The 17,026-nt window shown below is 53.2% G+C and carries 12 protein-coding genes and 4 pseudogenes; 12 read left to right on the plus strand and 4 right to left on the minus strand.

The features are described from left to right. Positions 1 to 1,166: pseudogene (envC, locus tag GM30_RS11195) on the plus strand (murein hydrolase activator EnvC). A 3-nt stretch (positions 1,167 to 1,169) separates the two neighbouring features. Then, a pseudogene (locus GM30_RS11200) lies at positions 1,170 to 2,095 on the plus strand (divergent polysaccharide deacetylase family protein). Here GM30_RS11200 and GM30_RS11205 read toward each other — a convergent pair. Then, positions 2,092 to 2,889, minus strand: coding sequence for a glycosyltransferase family 2 protein (locus GM30_RS11205; protein WP_049848686.1), 798 nt, complete (start codon positions 2,887 to 2,889; stop codon positions 2,092 to 2,094). The pseudogene GM30_RS11200 and the gene GM30_RS11205 sit on opposite strands and share 4 nt — an antisense overlap. A 206-nt stretch (positions 2,890 to 3,095) precedes the next feature. Between GM30_RS11205 and GM30_RS11210 the strand changes: the two are divergent. Then, positions 3,096 to 4,275 (plus strand): annotated as a pseudogene (locus tag GM30_RS11210) (glycosyltransferase). A 32-nt stretch (positions 4,276 to 4,307) separates the two neighbouring features. On the opposite strand, the gene tdh reads toward GM30_RS11210, so the two are convergent. Further along, positions 4,308 to 5,336 carry an L-threonine 3-dehydrogenase gene (gene tdh / locus GM30_RS11215; RefSeq protein WP_049848688.1) on the minus strand — a complete coding sequence of 343 codons (1,029 nt, stop codon included), beginning with the start codon at positions 5,334 to 5,336 and terminating at the stop codon, positions 4,308 to 4,310. A 9-nt stretch (positions 5,337 to 5,345) separates the two neighbouring features. Then, positions 5,346 to 6,542: a glycine C-acetyltransferase gene (gene kbl, locus GM30_RS11220; protein ID WP_049848689.1), complete on the minus strand. Its 1,197-nt coding sequence runs from the start codon at positions 6,540 to 6,542 to the stop codon at positions 5,346 to 5,348. 216 nt (positions 6,543 to 6,758) lie between these two features. Here kbl and GM30_RS11225 point away from each other — a divergent pair, with 216 nt between their 5' ends. The 6 genes and pseudogenes from GM30_RS11225 (at position 6,759) to GM30_RS11250 (ending at position 12,781) form a co-directional block, all read left to right on the plus strand. After that, entirely contained in the window at positions 6,759 to 7,592 is an 834-nt protein-coding gene (locus GM30_RS11225; RefSeq protein ID WP_049848690.1) for an NAD-dependent epimerase/dehydratase family protein, read from the plus strand. Positions 7,593 to 7,602: 10 nt separating this feature from the next. Then, a pseudogene (gene rfaF, locus GM30_RS11230) lies at positions 7,603 to 8,629 on the plus strand (ADP-heptose--LPS heptosyltransferase RfaF). A 3-nt stretch (positions 8,630 to 8,632) separates the two neighbouring features. Further along, positions 8,633 to 9,619: a lipopolysaccharide heptosyltransferase RfaC gene (rfaC, locus tag GM30_RS11235; RefSeq protein ID WP_049848691.1), complete on the plus strand. Its 987-nt coding sequence runs from the start codon at positions 8,633 to 8,635 to the stop codon at positions 9,617 to 9,619. Beyond that, on the plus strand, positions 9,620 to 10,717 hold the full coding sequence (locus tag GM30_RS11240) for a glycosyltransferase family 9 protein (RefSeq protein WP_049848692.1): 1,098 nt from the start codon (positions 9,620 to 9,622) through the stop codon (positions 10,715 to 10,717). A gap of 8 nt (positions 10,718 to 10,725) precedes the next feature. After that, on the plus strand, positions 10,726 to 11,634 hold the full coding sequence (locus GM30_RS11245) for a sugar glycosyltransferase (RefSeq protein ID WP_238582638.1): 909 nt from the start codon (positions 10,726 to 10,728) through the stop codon (positions 11,632 to 11,634). Further along, entirely contained in the window at positions 11,621 to 12,781 is a 1,161-nt protein-coding gene (locus tag GM30_RS11250; RefSeq protein ID WP_049848694.1) for an O-antigen ligase family protein, read from the plus strand. The genes GM30_RS11245 and GM30_RS11250 overlap by 14 nt, the downstream gene beginning before the upstream one ends. A 13-nt stretch (positions 12,782 to 12,794) precedes the next feature. Here GM30_RS11250 and GM30_RS11255 read toward each other — a convergent pair whose 3' ends face one another. Next, positions 12,795 to 13,757, minus strand: a complete 963-nt coding sequence (locus GM30_RS11255) for a polysaccharide deacetylase family protein (RefSeq protein ID WP_049848695.1) — start codon at positions 13,755 to 13,757, stop codon at positions 12,795 to 12,797. A gap of 150 nt (positions 13,758 to 13,907) precedes the next feature. Here GM30_RS11255 and rfaQ point away from each other — a divergent pair, with 150 nt between their 5' ends. The 3 genes from rfaQ (at position 13,908) to GM30_RS11270 (ending at position 17,019) form a co-directional block, all read left to right on the plus strand. Continuing rightward, positions 13,908 to 14,978, plus strand: coding sequence for a putative lipopolysaccharide heptosyltransferase III (gene rfaQ / locus GM30_RS11260; protein WP_049848696.1), 1,071 nt, complete (start codon positions 13,908 to 13,910; stop codon positions 14,976 to 14,978). Continuing rightward, complete coding sequence (locus GM30_RS11265; RefSeq protein ID WP_049848697.1) at positions 14,975 to 15,919, plus strand: glycosyltransferase family 4 protein; 945 nt, start codon at positions 14,975 to 14,977, stop codon at positions 15,917 to 15,919. Before rfaQ ends, GM30_RS11265 begins: the two co-directional genes overlap by 4 nt. Positions 15,920 to 15,921: 2 nt before the next feature. Further along, the gene (locus GM30_RS11270; protein ID WP_049848698.1) at positions 15,922 to 17,019 is read left to right on the plus strand and encodes a glycosyltransferase; all 1,098 of its coding nucleotides are present in this window, start codon (positions 15,922 to 15,924) and stop codon (positions 17,017 to 17,019) included. Positions 17,020 to 17,026 lie beyond the last annotated feature (7 nt).

Below are 17,026 nucleotides of genomic sequence, written 5' to 3' on the forward strand. Positions count from 1 at the left end.
ATGAGGGGAAAGGCGACTTATTCAATGACATGGACCGCGGCCGCCGTCCGGTCCATACTTTACGCCAGCGCACTCAGCGCTGGCGTATTGCTGTGCGCTGCATCCGCCCAGGCTGACGATCGCGATCAGCTGAAATCCATTCAGGCCGATATCGCCGCTAAAGAGCGCGCGGTACGCCAGCAACAGCAGCAGCGCTCCTCGCTGCTCGCCCAGCTTAAAACCCAGGAAGAAGCCATTTCCGCGGCCGCCCGCGCGCTGCGTGAAACGCAAAACACCCTCGCCCAGCTCAACAAACAAATTGATGCGATGAATGCCTCGATTGCTAAACTGGAGAAGCAAAAAGCACAGCAGGAACGCAATCTTGCGGCCCAACTGGACGCCGCGTTTCGCCAGGGTCAGCACACCGGTATTCAGCTCATTCTGAGCGGCGAAGAGAGCCAGCGTGGCCAGCGTCTGCAGGCCTATTTTGGCTATCTCAACCAGGCGCGTCAGGAAACCATCGGTCAACTGAAGCAAACCCGCGAAGACGTCGCCACGCAGAAGGCAGAGCTGGAAGAGAAACAGAGCCAGCAGCAAACCCTGCTTTATGAGCAAAAGGCGCAGCAGGCGAAGCTGGAGCAGGCGCGTAACGAACGTAAGAAAACGCTGTCCGGGCTGGAATCGTCGATTCAGGAAGGTCAGCAGCAGTTAAGCGAACTGCGGGCCAACGAATCCCGCATGCGCAACCGCATTGCCCAGGCGGAAGCCGCCGCCAAAGCCCGGGCGGAACGCGAAGCGCGCGAGGCACAGGCCGTGCGCGATCGTCAGCAGGAAGCGTCCCGCAAAGGCACCACCTATAAACCGACCGAAAGTGAGCGCTCGCTGATGTCGCGCACCGGCGGTCTCGGCTCCCCCCCCGNCTACGTTGGAAAGGGATGGTGATCGGCGCATCGGAAGGGACAGAAGTCAAAGCCATTGCCGATGGGCGCGTTATTCTTGCCGACTGGCTTCAGGGCTACGGTCTGGTGGTGGTGGTTGAGCATGGTAAAGGCGATATGAGCCTCTACGGCTACAACCCNCCGATTGCCCTCGTGGGCAGCAGTGGGGGTCAGGGTCGACCGTCGCTCTATTTCGAAATTCGCCGCCAGGGTCAGGCGGTCAATCCACAGCCGTGGTTGGGAAGATAAGTTTTGCTTCAATTTCGTCGTATTGTTCTCTCCATCGCCGGGTTACTGACGATGGCCGCACCGGCATTCGCCGGAAAACTCGCTATCGTCATTGACGATTTTGGCTACCGCCCGCAGACCGAAAATCAGGTGCTGGCGATGCCCGCCACGATCTCCGTCGCGGTTTTGCCCAACGCGCCGCACGCCCGTGAAATGGCGACCAAAGCGCATAACAGTGGCCATGAAGTGCTGATCCACCTGCCGATGGCGCCGCTCAGCAAACAACCGCTGGAAAAAGACACGCTGCGTCCTGATATGAACAGCGATGAGATCGATCGCATTATCCGCGAAGCGGTNNGTTCGCCGTGGGGCTGAACAACCACATGGGCAGCGCGATGACCTCAAACCTGTTCGGCATGGAAAAGGTGATGCAGTCGCTGAGCCGCTACAATCTCTATTTCCTCGACAGCATGACTATCGGCAACAGCCAGGCACTGCGTGCGTCCACCGGCACCGGCGTGAAAGTAATTAAGCGGAAGGTGTTTCTCGATGATACCCAGAACGAAACGGACATTCGCTATCAGTTCAACCGGGCAATCCAGCTGGCGCGGCGCAACGGTTCTGCCATCGCCATCGGGCACCCGCATCCGTCCACCGTGCGGGTGTTACAGCAGATGATCTACAACCTGCCGCCGGATATCACGCTGGTACGCCCGAGCAGCCTGCTCAACGAGCCGCAGGTAGATACCTCCACGCCGAATACTGTGCCGCCGAAAAACACGCAGCCGCCACGTAACCCGTTCCGGGGTGTGAAGCTGTGTAAAGCGAAAAAACCGCCTGAGCCCGTTTATGCAACGCGTTTCTTTACGGTGATTGGTGAAAGCATCAGCCAGAGCACACTGGTGAAGTACTATCAACACCAGTGGCAGGTCTGGGATAAAAAGAACTAAACGGTATGAGAATCCGTGTGCTTATCGGCCACGGATTCTTTATTGTCCTGATACTGATACCAGGCCTTGAAGTATTTAAGAAAGCTGTACAGCGTGGCATAAAGTCCCGTTACCGCACCGACTTTTCCCTGTCGCCAGGCGCCGCTGAATAAATACCATTTAAAAAACGCACCTATTGCGCTAATGATTCCGCGCGCAACCGATGGCCGGACTTTCTGATATTTCACCAGCCGTGTGGTGTAGCTGTTCAGTTTACTAAAGACTTCATGCAGAGAATAAAACGTATCGTGTCTGACATGACCGGGAATAGTATATGTTTGCCCGGTACCTTCCACTTTATCGTCGACAGGACGCAGATTAAACCGGGCATGGTTGCGGTTAAACAAACGCACCGGGAAATCAGGGGAAGAGATAGGGTAAATCGTTCGCGTTTGTTCGCCCAGCACATACCAGTAGCGGGAGATGCGCCAGCCATATTCTGCTGGCGGCGTTTCGCCTGTTTTTAAGGTCCGAATGAAATTCAGCGTCGACTCATCGAAGATTTCATCACTATCAACACACAATACCCAGTCATTAGAAGAATGGTGTATCGCTACATTCATTTGTTCGCCGTGCATATTATATGGATTATAAATTGGTGTTAATCCATATTCTTCACAAATGTTTATTGTTTTATCAGTACTGCCCGAATCGATCACCACAAATTCATCCGCAATTGTGATTAATGGCGGAATGACGTCATGTAGCAAGCGCTCTGAATTATACGTCAGCAAGCATACGGTCAATTTAAACATGTCTGTCCCACGATAATAATCTGACACCAAAAAGCGGTGCGGGTGAATTTTACGTACATGCGTTTGACTGAAAAATACGAGATCTCACATTTTCATCGAGATTGATTCTGATTTTATAGTAGACGTTCCTGTAACAAAAACGCTGAATATCTACCAGGAATCTTTATAATGCGGGCTGGTTTAGCCTAAAGAGATCAGGGTTCATGATGCCACAGCGACGGAAAATTCTGCTTTTTGACAGTGGCAAAGAGTGGGGCGGCGGCACCAACAGCATGCTGGAACTGCTCAAGCGTATCGACCGCGATCGGTTCGATATCACCTGCTGCTTTTACTACAACTACCGTCGGGATCAGGGTCAGACCATCGAACAGGTGCTGTCCGGGCTTGGTATTCCCATGGTCCTGCTGCCTGCGCGCCGTCAGCCTGGCTGGGCGAAAGTGCTCAAAGAACTCGGCCGCAGTCTGCTGTTTTTCTCTCGCGACGCCCGCAAAGCTTTTACCCGCACCATGGACAACCTGTGGCGCATCCAGCCGGACGCAAAACGGTTACGCCAGCGGCTGAAAGAGGGTGGTTACGACATTCTTTATATGAACAATCAGCCGGGCTCAAACGAGGAAGGCTACCACGCCGTTGCCGATCTACCCGTTGCGCTGGTGCAGCACTGCCGCATTGAGCCGACGCTCACGCCATCGCTGGTGTCACTGGTCAATCAACGTATCGATAAGATCATCGCTGTTTCGCGCGGCGTGGAACAGGTGTTGCTGAAAAATGGCGTCGCCGAACCGTATTGCGTAACGGTAAACAACGCCATCGACGTCAACCAACCGTTACCGGATCGCCATCAGATGCGCGACACGCTGGGCATTGCGCCGGAGACCTTCGTCTTTGGCAGCATCGGGTCACTGCTGGCGCGAAAATCCAGTCACCATACGCTGGAGGCGCTGGGGCGTTTCCACCAGCAGCATCCTGAAGCGAACTGGAAAATGATCCTGGTGGGTCAGGGTCCGGAGCGCGCGGCGCTGGAGGCACAGGCTAAAACGCTGGGCATTGCAGAGCATCTGATTTTTACCGGTTTCAAAAACAATCCCTTTGATTATCTGGCGACGTTTGACGCGTTTGTGCTCGCCTCCAGCAGTGAAGGCTTGCCGCGCGTGGTGCTTGAAGCGATGCTGCTGGGTATTCCGGTGGTGGGGTCAGACGTGACAGGCACGCAGGAGCTGGTTCAGCATGAGCAAACCGGTCTGCTGTTTCCCCTGGAGCGATGTGCGGATGCTGGAAAATCATCTCACCCGAATCTGGCAGGACGCATCGCTGCGCCAGCGGCTCCCGCAGTCAGGCGTCGAAGCAGTTCTGGGGAATATTCAGTCGAGGCGTTCGGGCGTTTAACCGGGAGCGCGGGAGCGCCCCCGGCAATCACATTACTTATCCCAGCTTAAAATCACTTTTCCGGACTGGCCAGAACGCATCGCGTCGAAGCCTTTCTGGAAATCATCAATCCCGAAGCGGTGAGTGATGATCGGGGACAGATCCAGACCAGACTGGATCAGCGCCGCCATTTTGTACCAGGTTTCAAACATTTCACGACCATAGATCCCTTTAATAAACAGCCCTTTAAAGATCACTTTGGTCCAGTCGATGGACATGTCCGACGGCGGGATCCCCAGCATGGCGATGCGGCCACCGTGGTTCATGGTGTCGAGCATGGTGCGGAACGCCGGCGGCGCACCGGACATTTCCAGTCCAACGTCAAACCCTTCGGTCATGCCCAGCTCGTCCATCACGTCAGACAGGTTTTCTTTCGCGACGTTAACCGCGCGGGTGACGCCCATTTTGCGCGCCAGCTCAAGACGATATTCATTCACGTCAGTGATGACAACGTGACGCGCGCCGACATGTTTCGCCACCGCCGCCGCCATGACGCCGATAGGGCCCGCGCCGGAAACCAGCACGTCTTCGCCTACCAGATCGAAAGAGAGCGCCGTATGTACCGCGTTACCAAACGGGTCAAAAATGGAGGCTAAATCATCAGAGATGTTGTCCGGAATTTTGAAGGCGTTAAACGCCGGGATCACCAGGTATTCTGCGAAACAGCCCGGGCGGTTGACGCCCACGCCGATGGTGTTGCGGCACAGGTGCGTACGGCCGCCGCGGCAGTTGCGGCAATGCCCGCAGGTGATGTGGCCTTCGCCGGATACGCGATCGCCAATCTTAAAGCCCTTCACTTCCTGACCAATGCCAACCACTTCGCCGACGTATTCGTGACCCACGACCATCGGTACCGGAATGGTTTTTTGCGACCACTCATCCCAGTTGTAGATGTGTACATCCGTACCGCAGATGGCTGTTTTGCGGATTTTAATCAGCAGATCGTTATGCCCCACGGCCGGTTCCGGCACGTCGGTCATCCAGATCCCTTCTTCCGCTTTCAGTTTGGATAACGCTTTCATCTCACATCCTCAGGCAATCACGCCCAGTTGTTTACCGATGCGGGTAAAGGCTTCTACCGCACGTTCAATTTGTTCAGGCGTATGCGCCGCCGACATTTGGGTACGGATACGCGCCTGACCTTTTGGTACCACCGGGTAGAAGAAACCGGTGACATAAATGCCTTCTTTTTGCAGCTCGCGAGCAAATTCCTGCGCCACCGTCGCGTCACCCAGCATCACCGGGATAATCGCGTGGTCGGCACCGGCGAGCGTGAAGCCTGCCGCGGTCATTTTTTCGCGGAACAGACGGGCGTTCGTCCACAGGCGATCGCGCAGCTCAGCGCCCGATGCCAGCATCTCCAGCACGTTGATGGAGGCAGAGACAATCGCGGGCGCGAGGGAGTTGGAGAACAGGTACGGACGAGAGCGCTGACGCAGCCACTCCACCACCTCTTTACGCGCGGCAGTATAGCCACCGGACGCGCCGCCGAGCGCTTTGCCCAGCGTGCCGGTAATGATGTCCACACGCCCCATCACGTCGCAATATTCATGCGTACCGCGACCGTTTTCGCCCACAAAACCCACCGCGTGGGAGTCATCGACCATCACCAGCGCGTCGTATTTGTCCGCCAGATCGCACACGCCTTTCAGGTTAGCGATCACGCCGTCCATGGAGAACACGCCATCGGTGGCGATCAGCACGTGGCGGGCACCGGCTTCACGCGCCTCTTTCAGACGCGCTTCCAGCTCCTGCATGTCGTTATTGGCATAGCGGAAGCGCTTCGCTTTACACAGGCGCACCCCGTCAATGATAGAAGCGTGGTTCAGCGCATCAGAAATAATCGCGTCTTCCGCGCCGAGCAGCGTTTCGAACAGGCCGCCGTTGGCATCAAAGCAGGAGGAGTACAGAATGGCGTCTTCCATCCCGAGGAATTCCGCCAGCTTTTTCTCCAGCACTTTGTGCGTGTCCTGGGTTCCGCAGATAAAGCGAACGGACGCCATGCCGAAACCGTGGCTGTCCATACCGGCTTTTGCTGCCGCGATCAGTTCCGGGTGGTTCGCCAGGCCGAGGTAGTTATTGGCGCAGAAGTTGATGACATGGTTGCCATCGCCAACAGTGATATCCGCCTGCTGGGCAGACGTGATAATGCGTTCTTCTTTAAACAACCCTTCAGCACGAGCAGTATCAAGGTCATTGGCTAACTGTTTGTAAAAATCCCCACGCATTGCAACTCTCCAGATTCGGCTAAATTTGGCACATATTACCCAAAGCTATACTGCTATACGAGATGACGAAGTACGAAGTGCATTTTTTGCAGCATAAATCACGTGTACCCCTGTGAGGTGTCGGGGAATGGCTGAAGGGTTTCTCTTCTGATGATATGATAAGAAGCATTAGTGTCCGGGATAGTCCCGGTCATTCACATTTCAAAGGTTATCGTTATGATCATCGTTACCGGCGGCGCTGGCTTCATCGGCAGCAACATTGTCAAGGCACTGAATGATAAAGGTATTACTGACATTCTGGTGGTAGACAACCTGAAAGATGGCACCAAATTCGCCAACCTGGTAGACCTGAACATCGCCGATTACATGGATAAAGAAGATTTTCTGATCCAGATTATGGCGGGCGAAGAGTTCGGCGACATCGAGGCGATTTTCCATGAAGGCGCCTGCTCTTCCACTACCGAGTGGGATGGCAAGTACATGATGGATAACAACTATCAGTACTCCAAAGAGCTGCTGCATTACTGCCTCGAGCGCGACATTCCGTTCCTGTATGCCTCTTCTGCCGCGACCTACGGCGGGCGCCCGGCCCATTCCCAGGTGGTCGGTTTCCGTTATTTCAACGTTTACGGACCGCGTGAAGGCCACAAAGGCAGCATGGCGAGCGTGGCATTCCACCTCAACACGCAGCTTAACAACGGTGAAAGCCCGAAACTGTTTGAAGGCAGCGACAACTTTAAGCGCGACTTTGTGTACGTCGGCGATGTCGCCGCGGTTAATCTGTGGTTCTGGGAAAACGGGGTTTCCGGCATTTTCAACCTCGGCACGGGCCGTGCGGAATCTTTCCAGGCTGTTGCGGATGCGACGCTCGCCTTCCACAAAAAAGGCAGTATCGAATACATCCCGTTCCCGGATAAACTGAAAGGCCGCTATCAGGCATTTACTCAGGCGGATCTCACTAACCTGCGCGCCGCTGGTTATGACAAGCCATTCAAAACCGTTGCCGAAGGCGTGACGGAGTACATGGCCTGGCTGAACCGCGACGCATAAAAGAATAACGATGAAAATACTGGTGATCGGCCCGTCATGGGTGGGCGACATGATGATGTCGCAAAGTCTCTATCGCACGCTCAAGGCGCGCTATCCCCAGGCGATCATTGATGTGATGGCACCCGCGTGGTGCCGTCCGCTTTTATCGCGCATGCCGGAAGTGAACGAAGCAATCCCCATGCCGCTGGGACACGGCGCGCTGGCGATCGGCGAACGCCGTAAGCTCGGGCACAGCCTGCGTGAGCGCCGCTATGACCGCGCTTACGTCCTGCCAAACTCGTTTAAATCCGCACTGGTGCCTTTTTTCGCCGGTATTCCGCTGCGCACCGGCTGGCGTGGCGAAATGCGTTATGGCCTGCTGAACGATGCGCGCGTGCTGGATAAAGCCGCCTGGCCGCTGATGGTGGAACGTTACGTCGCGCTGGCCTACGACAAAGGCGTGATGCGTTCCGCCAAAGATTTACCGCAGCCGCTGCTGTGGCCGCAGCTACAGGTCACCGACCGCGAGANNCGACCTCTCCCCGGAACGCCCGATGATCGGCTTCTGCCCGGGTGCCGAATTTGGCCCGGCCAAGCGCTGGCCGCATTACCATTACGCCGAACTGGCGAAGCAACTGATTGACGAAGGCTATCAAATCGTCCTGTTCGGCTCGGCGAAAGATCATGATGCCGGCAACGAAATTCTGGCAGCACTCAGCATTGAGCAACAGGCATGGTGCCGCAATCTGGCGGGTGAAACCCAGCTGGAGCAGGCCGTTATCCTGATTGCCGCCTGTAACGCCGTCGTCAGTAACGACTCCGGGTTGATGCACGTCGCGGCGGCGCTGGACCGTCCGCTGATTGCACTCTATGGCCCGAGCAGCCCCGATTTCACACCGCCACTTTCTCATAAAGCGAAAGTGATTCGCCTGATCACGGGTTATCACAAGGTGCGCAAAGGCGATGCCGCCGAGGGCTATCATCAGAGCCTGATCGACATTACGCCGGACAGCGTGCTGGAAGCGCTCAATACCCTGCTGCTGGACGAGGAAACCTGACGGATGCGGGTATTGATCGTAAAAACCTCCTCCATGGGCGATGTCCTGCACACCCTGCCGGCGCTCACCGATGCCGCGAAGGCGATACCGGGGATCCGTTTTGACTGGGTGGTTGAAGAGGGGTTTTCGCAAATCCCGACCTGGCATGCCGCGGTGGATCGCGTGATTCCGGTGGCAATTCGTCGCTGGCGCAAAGCCTGGTTTTCTGCGCCGATTAAAGCAGAACGCAAAGCGTTCCGCGATGCGGTTCGCGCGCAGCATTACGATGCGATTATTGACGCGCAGGGGCTGGTAAAAAGCGCTGCGTTGGTAACCCGGCTGGCGCATGGCGTTAAACATGGGATGGACTGGCAAACGGCGCGCGAGCCGCTGGCGAGCCTGTTCTATAACCGTCGCCATCATATTGCAAAAGAGCAGCACGCCGTGGAACGCACCCGCGAGCTGTTTGCCAAAAGCCTCGGCTACCGTAAACCGCAGACGCAGGGCGATTACGCCATTGCTCAGCATTTCCTGAAAAATAGCGCCGAAAAGCAGCCGCCGTATGTCGTTTTCCTGCATGCCACCACGCGTGACGACAAACACTGGCCGGAATCGCACTGGCGAACGCTTTTAGAAGAGATGCAACCAACGGGGTTACATATTAAACTCCCTTGGGGTGCAGAACATGAACGTCAACGGGCGGAGCGAATCGCCACCGGCCTTGACTATGTTGAAGTATTACCGAAGCTCTCATTAGCCGAGGTGGCTGCCACCCTGGCGGGCGCGCAGGCGGTGGTCTCTGTCGACACGGGGCTGAGCCACCTGACCGCGGCGCTTGATCGCCCGAATATCACGTTGTTTGGTCCAACGGATCCTGGACTCATCGGCGGATATGGTAAGAATCAACAACAAATGGTAAGTCCGACCCGCAATATGGGAGATATCACGGCCGATGCAATTTTTACCGCTTTACAGGGCAACCTGCGACGCGTTGACAGGGAAGACAGCTAAATGAGCTATGTCTTTCTGTTTATCCTTTTTTTCCCGGTAAAGTTACTGGGTAAACTGTTTCGCAAAGACACGGGCAAAAACCTCGTCATTCAGACGGCGAAAATTGGCGATTTTGTGAATGCCACGCCGCTCCTCAGCTATCTCAAGAAAAGTGATGTCCTTATCAGCCGTGGCGTAGCGCCGCTGGCAGAGCGTGATGACACCATCGAGACCATTTATCTCATTGGTCTGCATAAACGCAATCTGTTCGCCAAACTGCGTTTCGCCTGGCAGATCATGAACCGCTATGACAACGTCTACCTGTTGCAGCCCAACAGCACAAACCTGTTCTTTGCCGCGGTCTGCAACGCCAAAAATAAACAGTTTCTGAGTATTTATACCCGCCGCTGGTACCACGGTATTTTTTACGCCGCCGCGGACGGCGTGGTTGAGCACGGTAAGCGGACGCTGTCAGTCACCAATTATCTACAACTGGCAGACCGAACGCTGAGCTGGCAGGATGTGCCAAAGCATGCGACGCATCCACTGTATATGCCCAAAGCCTGGCCGGAAAGCCTGGAAAAGAAGGACGTCATCCGTATCGGGATCAGTATCTCAGCCGGTAATCGCGCCAAAACCGTGCCCCCGGCGACCTGGAAAAGCATTTTTGACGCGCTCGCTGACCTCCCCTGCGTGTTTTACGTGTTTGGTACCGAAGACGAACAGCCCTGGCTGGACGATCTTTACCGGCATCTCGGCGAGGAGCCGGACAACATTATCAGCCTGCTCGGTCTGCTCCCGCTGGAAGACGCCCCATTCACCATTTCAAAAATGGATTGCTACATCGCTTCTGATTCCGGGAACGTGTATATTGCCGATGCCGTTGGCGTCCCGGTTGTGCTACTCTTCGGCCCTTGTTGCCATTACGAGCAACGCCCGTTAGGTAAAACACTGCTGATCGGCGACGACGAGAATATTTGTTCTTATGTGTTTGAGACGCGGTATTATTTCGATCAATCGCGAGAAGATCTCTTTAATCTGACCGAAACAGATATTAATAAACTGCATCATTTCGTTGTATCCCAACGCCATAATATGGATTCAACGCCCGTAAACTAAGCAGGATAATGATGGGAACGCTGACTAAGCAACTTTACCGTTACAGCCACAAACGCAATATGCGACATAATGAAAATCTGTGGCCATTTGTTAAGATACAGCGAGATAGCGAAGGTGAAATAACTACTTTTACATATAGAAAAGAGCCCATTAATATTGTCAGGTTGTCCTCGCTCGCACAAAAATATACGGGTGATGTATTTCTTACCGCCACAGGCCCTTCTATAAATACGCTTAACTTTTCAAAACTGCCAAAGACAATTATCAAATCAGGTGTAAATGGAGCCTGGCATCTTAATGAGTTTATAAAATTTAACTTATATTTCGTTGTCGATATGACTTTTATCGATCATCATACGTCAGTGATGCAAGGTATCTGTAACGACAGAGATGTTACGCTTTTCACGACTGTGATGGGTGTCGTAAAATTAATCGAGGAGTTTGGCTCATCGAACATTTTATGTCAGATTGCGATTCTTGAGGATATTTGTTACCAAACTTATCAGCCAGCAGTAAAAAAAGAGAGTATTTACAATACCTTTAAAAATAATGTTGATATTGTCTTTTCATCAGAACAAAATCATATTGCTTACAGTAAAGACATCCGCCGAGGAGTTTTCGATGCCGGCACTGTTGTTTATTGGGCTTTACAAACACTTGGCTACCTTGGGTTTAAAAAAATATATATAGCCGGGCTGGATATGAATAACTTCAACAATCCACGGTTTTATGAGGATAAGGCAAGCAAACGACCATCATTTCTTGAAAACAAAGTGAAAGATACCGTCATGCCGGCGCTACAACTTGCCAGCGATGTTCTCTCCGATAGGGGCGTAGCCGTGATTAATCTTTCTTCACAAAGTGCAGTTCCAGAATCGATCTTTCCGAAACAGGATTTTAATGATGTCTTCAGTTAACTGGAAGAAAATTTATATCTGGTTTTTTATTTCTTTTATATTGTTTAGTACAATATATTGTGGCGTTTCTCGGGTTAACCTTTTATTTCATGTTGCCCTTTCATTATTCCTGCTGTCCTTTATATTTTCGCCAGTAGTCCGTGAGAATGTTTTAAGCGACAGGCAATACTTACCAGCAATGCTTCTCGTTGCACTGTTCGCCATTTATTATTCATTATCAAATTTATGGGCCGATCACTCGCATCTGGAATCTTCGCTGACCCATTCCTTTTATCTGCTGGTCCTGATGGCGCTTTACCGCCAGGCAGAACTTGCAGGATATAAAAAAATTGTCATTGCTGCCGCCTGGTTAGGCACTATCGCACTGGCAATATTAACCCTTATCTATGTCGACAAAACGAAAATTTTCACACAACGACTGAGTAACGCATTCCCATGGGCTCCTGATAACGTCATCGATTTAGGTGGCTATATGGCATTGGGTATTTTATTTAGTACCCTTCTGGTCAGAGAAATGAAAACGTTTTGGGTTCTTCTACCAGTTCCATTGCTGTTACTTTGTCTTATCCTCACTCAAAGCCGCGGACCTATGCTTGCTTTAGTGCTTGCGGGAGTTATGGTTTATCTTTTGCGTCCAAATTTAAACCTGAAATTCCTTCTTGGGCTCATATTACTATTGGTGGTAGTTGCTGCCACATTGTATTTCAGTGGATTCCTCGATCGGTTTTTACAACGCATTGAATCGTCGTACCAACAAAGTTTTATTCGGTTTGGAATATGGCAACATGCCTTTGAGGTTAGCCTTGAAAAACCGTTTTTTGGTTGGGGATTTGATAAGGAATTGACATTTATCAATAGCATTAATCAGCCTGTAACAACGACCCATAGCCTTTATTTTTCTGCGTTATTAAAAGGTGGTTTTGTCGGTTTTACGCTGTTTATGGCTATGATCGGCTTTAGCCTATGGCAATGCAAAAAGCACCTCGCCGCTAACCATAAGGCTGAGATCGCTATCCTGCTGTTTGCCTTGATCTTCTACTCAACTCAGGGGATGTTCATTATTAGTAACCCCCGTGAATACTGGGTATTATTCTGGCTGCCGCTGATAATTGCATTAAGCGTTCCGCCGAAACGGCAGGAACAGTAAGAAAAAACGCCGGTCACCCGGCGTTTTTTTTCATCTCATAGTACTCCGCCAGCGTCATGCCCTGTGTTCGCTCTGCGAGCCAGGCAAAGAGCTGTTCAAGATCCTGATACAACCCTTCGATAGCTGCCTCGTCCTTGAATGTCGGGCTGCCACCGGGCATAAACTCAGAGGAGTGCAGCATAAACTCGACGTAATCATTGCCTTGCGACAGGCATTTTTCTGCCACAGCGATCATTTGCGCCACATTGCCGCCTGCAGGGCGCAGCCAGTTTACGGACGGAGAACGGTATTTCCCCCGCAGCCGATCGTAACCCTGTTTAACACCGTTCAACCAGGCGGGATGTTTGTACTGAATGCTCATCGGTACTTCCAGCAGCGAGCTGTTGCCCGGCTGGTGAATCGCATTTTCATCCATAAAATAAGCGCGATCGGGAAAGTGCTGGTAATCGGTCCCGCCGTTGCCCTGCGGCGCGCCTTTGGCGTTGCGCCAGTTCACGCGCGGAGTGACGGAGCAGTCTACCTGATAGCCCAGTTCGATCAGCAACTTTGCGTAGCGGCTGTCGAACGCCCAGCGGCCCGCCCGATGGCTACGCATTTTTGTCTGGAAGGTCTCTTCCAGCAGTTGCGTCATGAATACCACTTTGTCCCGCAGCACATTGTCAGGGAACTCAATCAGATAGGGCTGCCAGCGCCAGTCATCGCCCGTGAGATCGAACTCCGGCGGACTGTTCCAGGCGTGAAGATGCATCCCGACTTCACCCTGCCCACGCGCAATGACCTCTTTGGCGAACGCCACATAAACAGGGTCAACCGCCATCTCATAGTTCGTTAACCAGACCGGCTTGAAATTAAATTTTTCACAAAGTGACTGAAAGCGCGGTAAAAAGTGGGCATTCTCCGTTTTAATCTGTCGATGGTTTTGCCACAGATTATCGCCTTCCGTATCAATAGTGATGATAAATGCGGGTTTGGTCATGATGATCTCATTAGTCGTACCGATAAGTACTATGTTACGCACTCTGGCCGGGGGGAGTAAATACTCGCCAGGAAAAGACCGACATTAAGGAGAAAGGGTGCAACTGCACAGCAGGTCTATTAGAATTGCAGGCATATTGCTTCCGATAAGATAATGATGAATAAACCACTTAACACGCCCGAATTACGGATTCTGTTGATTAAATTACGTCATCATGGCGATATGCTGCTGACGACGCCTGTCATCAACTCCCTGCGTCAGCACTGGCCCAATGCGCGGATTGATGTCCTGCTGTACGAAGAAACGCGGGATATGCTGGCGGCCCACCCGGATATTCATCATATCTATGGCATTGACCGAAAATGGAAGCAGCTCGGCACGCGCGGCCATTTAGCGAAAGAGTGGGAATTGCTGAAAACCCTGCGCGCCCAGCATTATGATCTGGTCGTTAACCTGGCCGATCAGTGGCGCAGCGCCATTATCACACGTTTTACCGGTGCGCCGGTGCGCATCGGTTTTGCCTTCAATAAACGTCGCAGCGCCTTCTGGCGCTATTGCCATACGCGCCTGGCTTCGGTAGCGCAACATTCCACCCAGCACACCGTTGAACAGAATTTAATGATTCTTGAGCCGCTCCATATTCCCGCGCAGACAAACGTCTCAATGTGCTATTCCGCCGAGGACTGGCAAGGCGTGGAAGCGAAACTGGCGGAGAAGGGCGTAACGGGGTCGTACGTTGTCGTCCAGCCCACTTCCCGCTGGTTCTTTAAATGCTGGGACGAAAACAAGATGGCGCAAACTATCACCGCACTTCAGCAGGACGGGCACACCATTGTCCTCACTGCCGGCCCTGACAAAAAAGAGCTGGCGATGATCGACACCATCCTCGCCGCCTGCCCGACGGAACGCGTGGTCTCACTGGCGGGTCAGCTCAGCCTGCGCCAGCTTGGGGCGATTATCGATCATGCCGCGCTGTTTATCGGCGTGGATTCTGTGCCCATGCACATGGCGGCCGCGCTGCAGACACCGTGCGTAGCGCTGTTTGGCCCCTCGAAGCTGACCTTCTGGCGCCCGTGGCACGTGAAGGGCGAGGTGATCTGGGCCGGTGATTTTGGCCCGCTGCCTGATCCAGATGCGGTAGATACTCGCACCAAGGAGCGTTATCTGGATGCCATCCCGGTCGAACCGGTGTTGAACGCCGCAAGGAGACTGCTGTCATGAAAAAGCATCGCCTGGCGATAGTCAGACAAAAGTATCGCCCTGACGGCGGGGGCNCGGAACAGTTCGATATCGTACAAAGCCATGAACGCATTCCGGGCTGTGATATCTACCGCGCAGGCGATGGCGTCCATCGCCGCTGGCTGCTGCAACGCACGCGCGTTTTGCCCGGCTGGCGCAGCCAGTTGTTGATGCAGGATCGCTATCATCGCTATGTGATGGGCGCGGAACGCGAGATGTATCAGGCGCCAGAACTCAAGGCGGTGATCTGCAACGCCGCGATGATCAAACAAGAGATTATTGATGATTTCGGTTTAGCTGCCGATAAAATTCACGTTATTTATAATAGTATTGATTCAGGCCGCTTCGTTCCGGCACAAAGTGCGCAAAGATTCGCGCTGCGTCAGCAGTATGGCATCCCGGCCGACGCCGTGACGCTCTGTTTTGTTGGTTCCGGGTTCGAAAGGAAAGGGCTGGCTGCCGCCATCAGGGCTATCGCGCCAACCGACCGCTATCTGCTGGTGGTCGGTCAGGATAAAGCTGAAAAGCAATACCAGGCGCTGGCACGAACGCTTGGGTGCAGCAATCGCGTTCTTTTTTGCGGTGTGCAAAAAGAGACGCTACCGTTTTATCAGATGGCAGATGGTTTGTTGCTGCCGACGCTCTACGATCCTTTTCCGAATGTGATCCTGGAAGCGATGGCATGCGGTTTACCGATCATCACCTCGACAACGTGCGGTGGCGCAGAATTTGTTGAACAGAATAGCAACGGTTTTGTTTGCGATGCGCTGGATATTCAGCGACTGGCTGAGGCGGCAATGGCCATTCCGGCGCTCGAAAAAGATAACAATATGGGCAAGAATGCCCGACATAAAGTCAAGGAAGCAACACCTGAGCGGCTCTCGGGCCAGCTCATTTCGCTTTATCATACTTTATTGGATTAATGATGCGCATCCTCATGATTATCGATGGTTTACCCGGCGGTGGGGCTGAGAAAACCGTACTGACGCTTTCCCGTGGGTTAATGGAAATGGGTCACCAGGTCTCACTGTTTTCATTGCGCAAGGTATGCGATTACCCACTTCCTGAGGGGCTGGATTATCAGGTCGTGCTGGATCGCTGTAAAAAACCGTGGCGGAAACTGACGGAGTTGTATCGTCGTGCCCGCCTGCTTGATGACGCCATCAGCAAAGCACAGGAAAAAGGCGAATTCGATGTCGTCTTTTCGCATCTGCACAAAACGGATCGCATTGTGTCGCATACGCGGGTTATCGATCGCAAAAAAATTTGGTACTGCGTCCACGGGATGTTCTCATTCGCCTACCTCGGGCACCGTCGCGGCCTGTCGCGCTGGTTTAAGCAGGCAAAAATTCGTCATGTCTATGAAAACAGCCAGGTGGTGGCCGTTTCAAATGCCGTGCTGGAAGATTTAACCCAGGCGATCGGCATCCGTTTACAACGTCAGGCGGTCATTCATAACCCGTTCGATATCGACCGGATCCAGCAGTTGATGCAGGAGCCGTGCGAAATGCAGGGTCAGAATTACATCATTCACGTAGGTCGTTACCATGAGCACAAACGCCATGATCGCCTGCTGCGCGCCTATGCGAAAAGCGGCATTGATGCATCACTGGTAATGATGGGAAACGGCAATAACCGTCAGCGCGAACGGCTGCAAGCCCTGGCCGCCGAACTGGGTATTGAAAAGAGCGTTACCTTCAGAGAATTTGTTCCGAATCCGTACCCGTGGATCAAAAACGCCCGTCTGCTGGTGCTCAGTTCAGATTGCGAAGGGTTCGGCAACGTTCTGGTTGAAGCGATAATCTGTCATACTCCGCCAGTGAGCACCCATTGCCCGGGCGGGCCTGCCGAAATACTGACCGGCGATCTGGCACGCGGGCTCTCGGAAATGAGCGATGAGGGTCTGGCGAAGACGATTCTGGATATCTACAATCATCCGCCCGTCATTGATGACTCTACGATTTCTGCCTACAGCATAGAGGCGATTTGCCAGCGTTATCTCTCGCTGGCCGAAAAACATTAATCAGGTA

The sequence above is a fragment of the Trabulsiella odontotermitis genome (genome assembly GCF_001188485.1).
GTDB lineage: Bacteria > Pseudomonadota > Gammaproteobacteria > Enterobacterales > Enterobacteriaceae > Trabulsiella > Trabulsiella odontotermitis_A.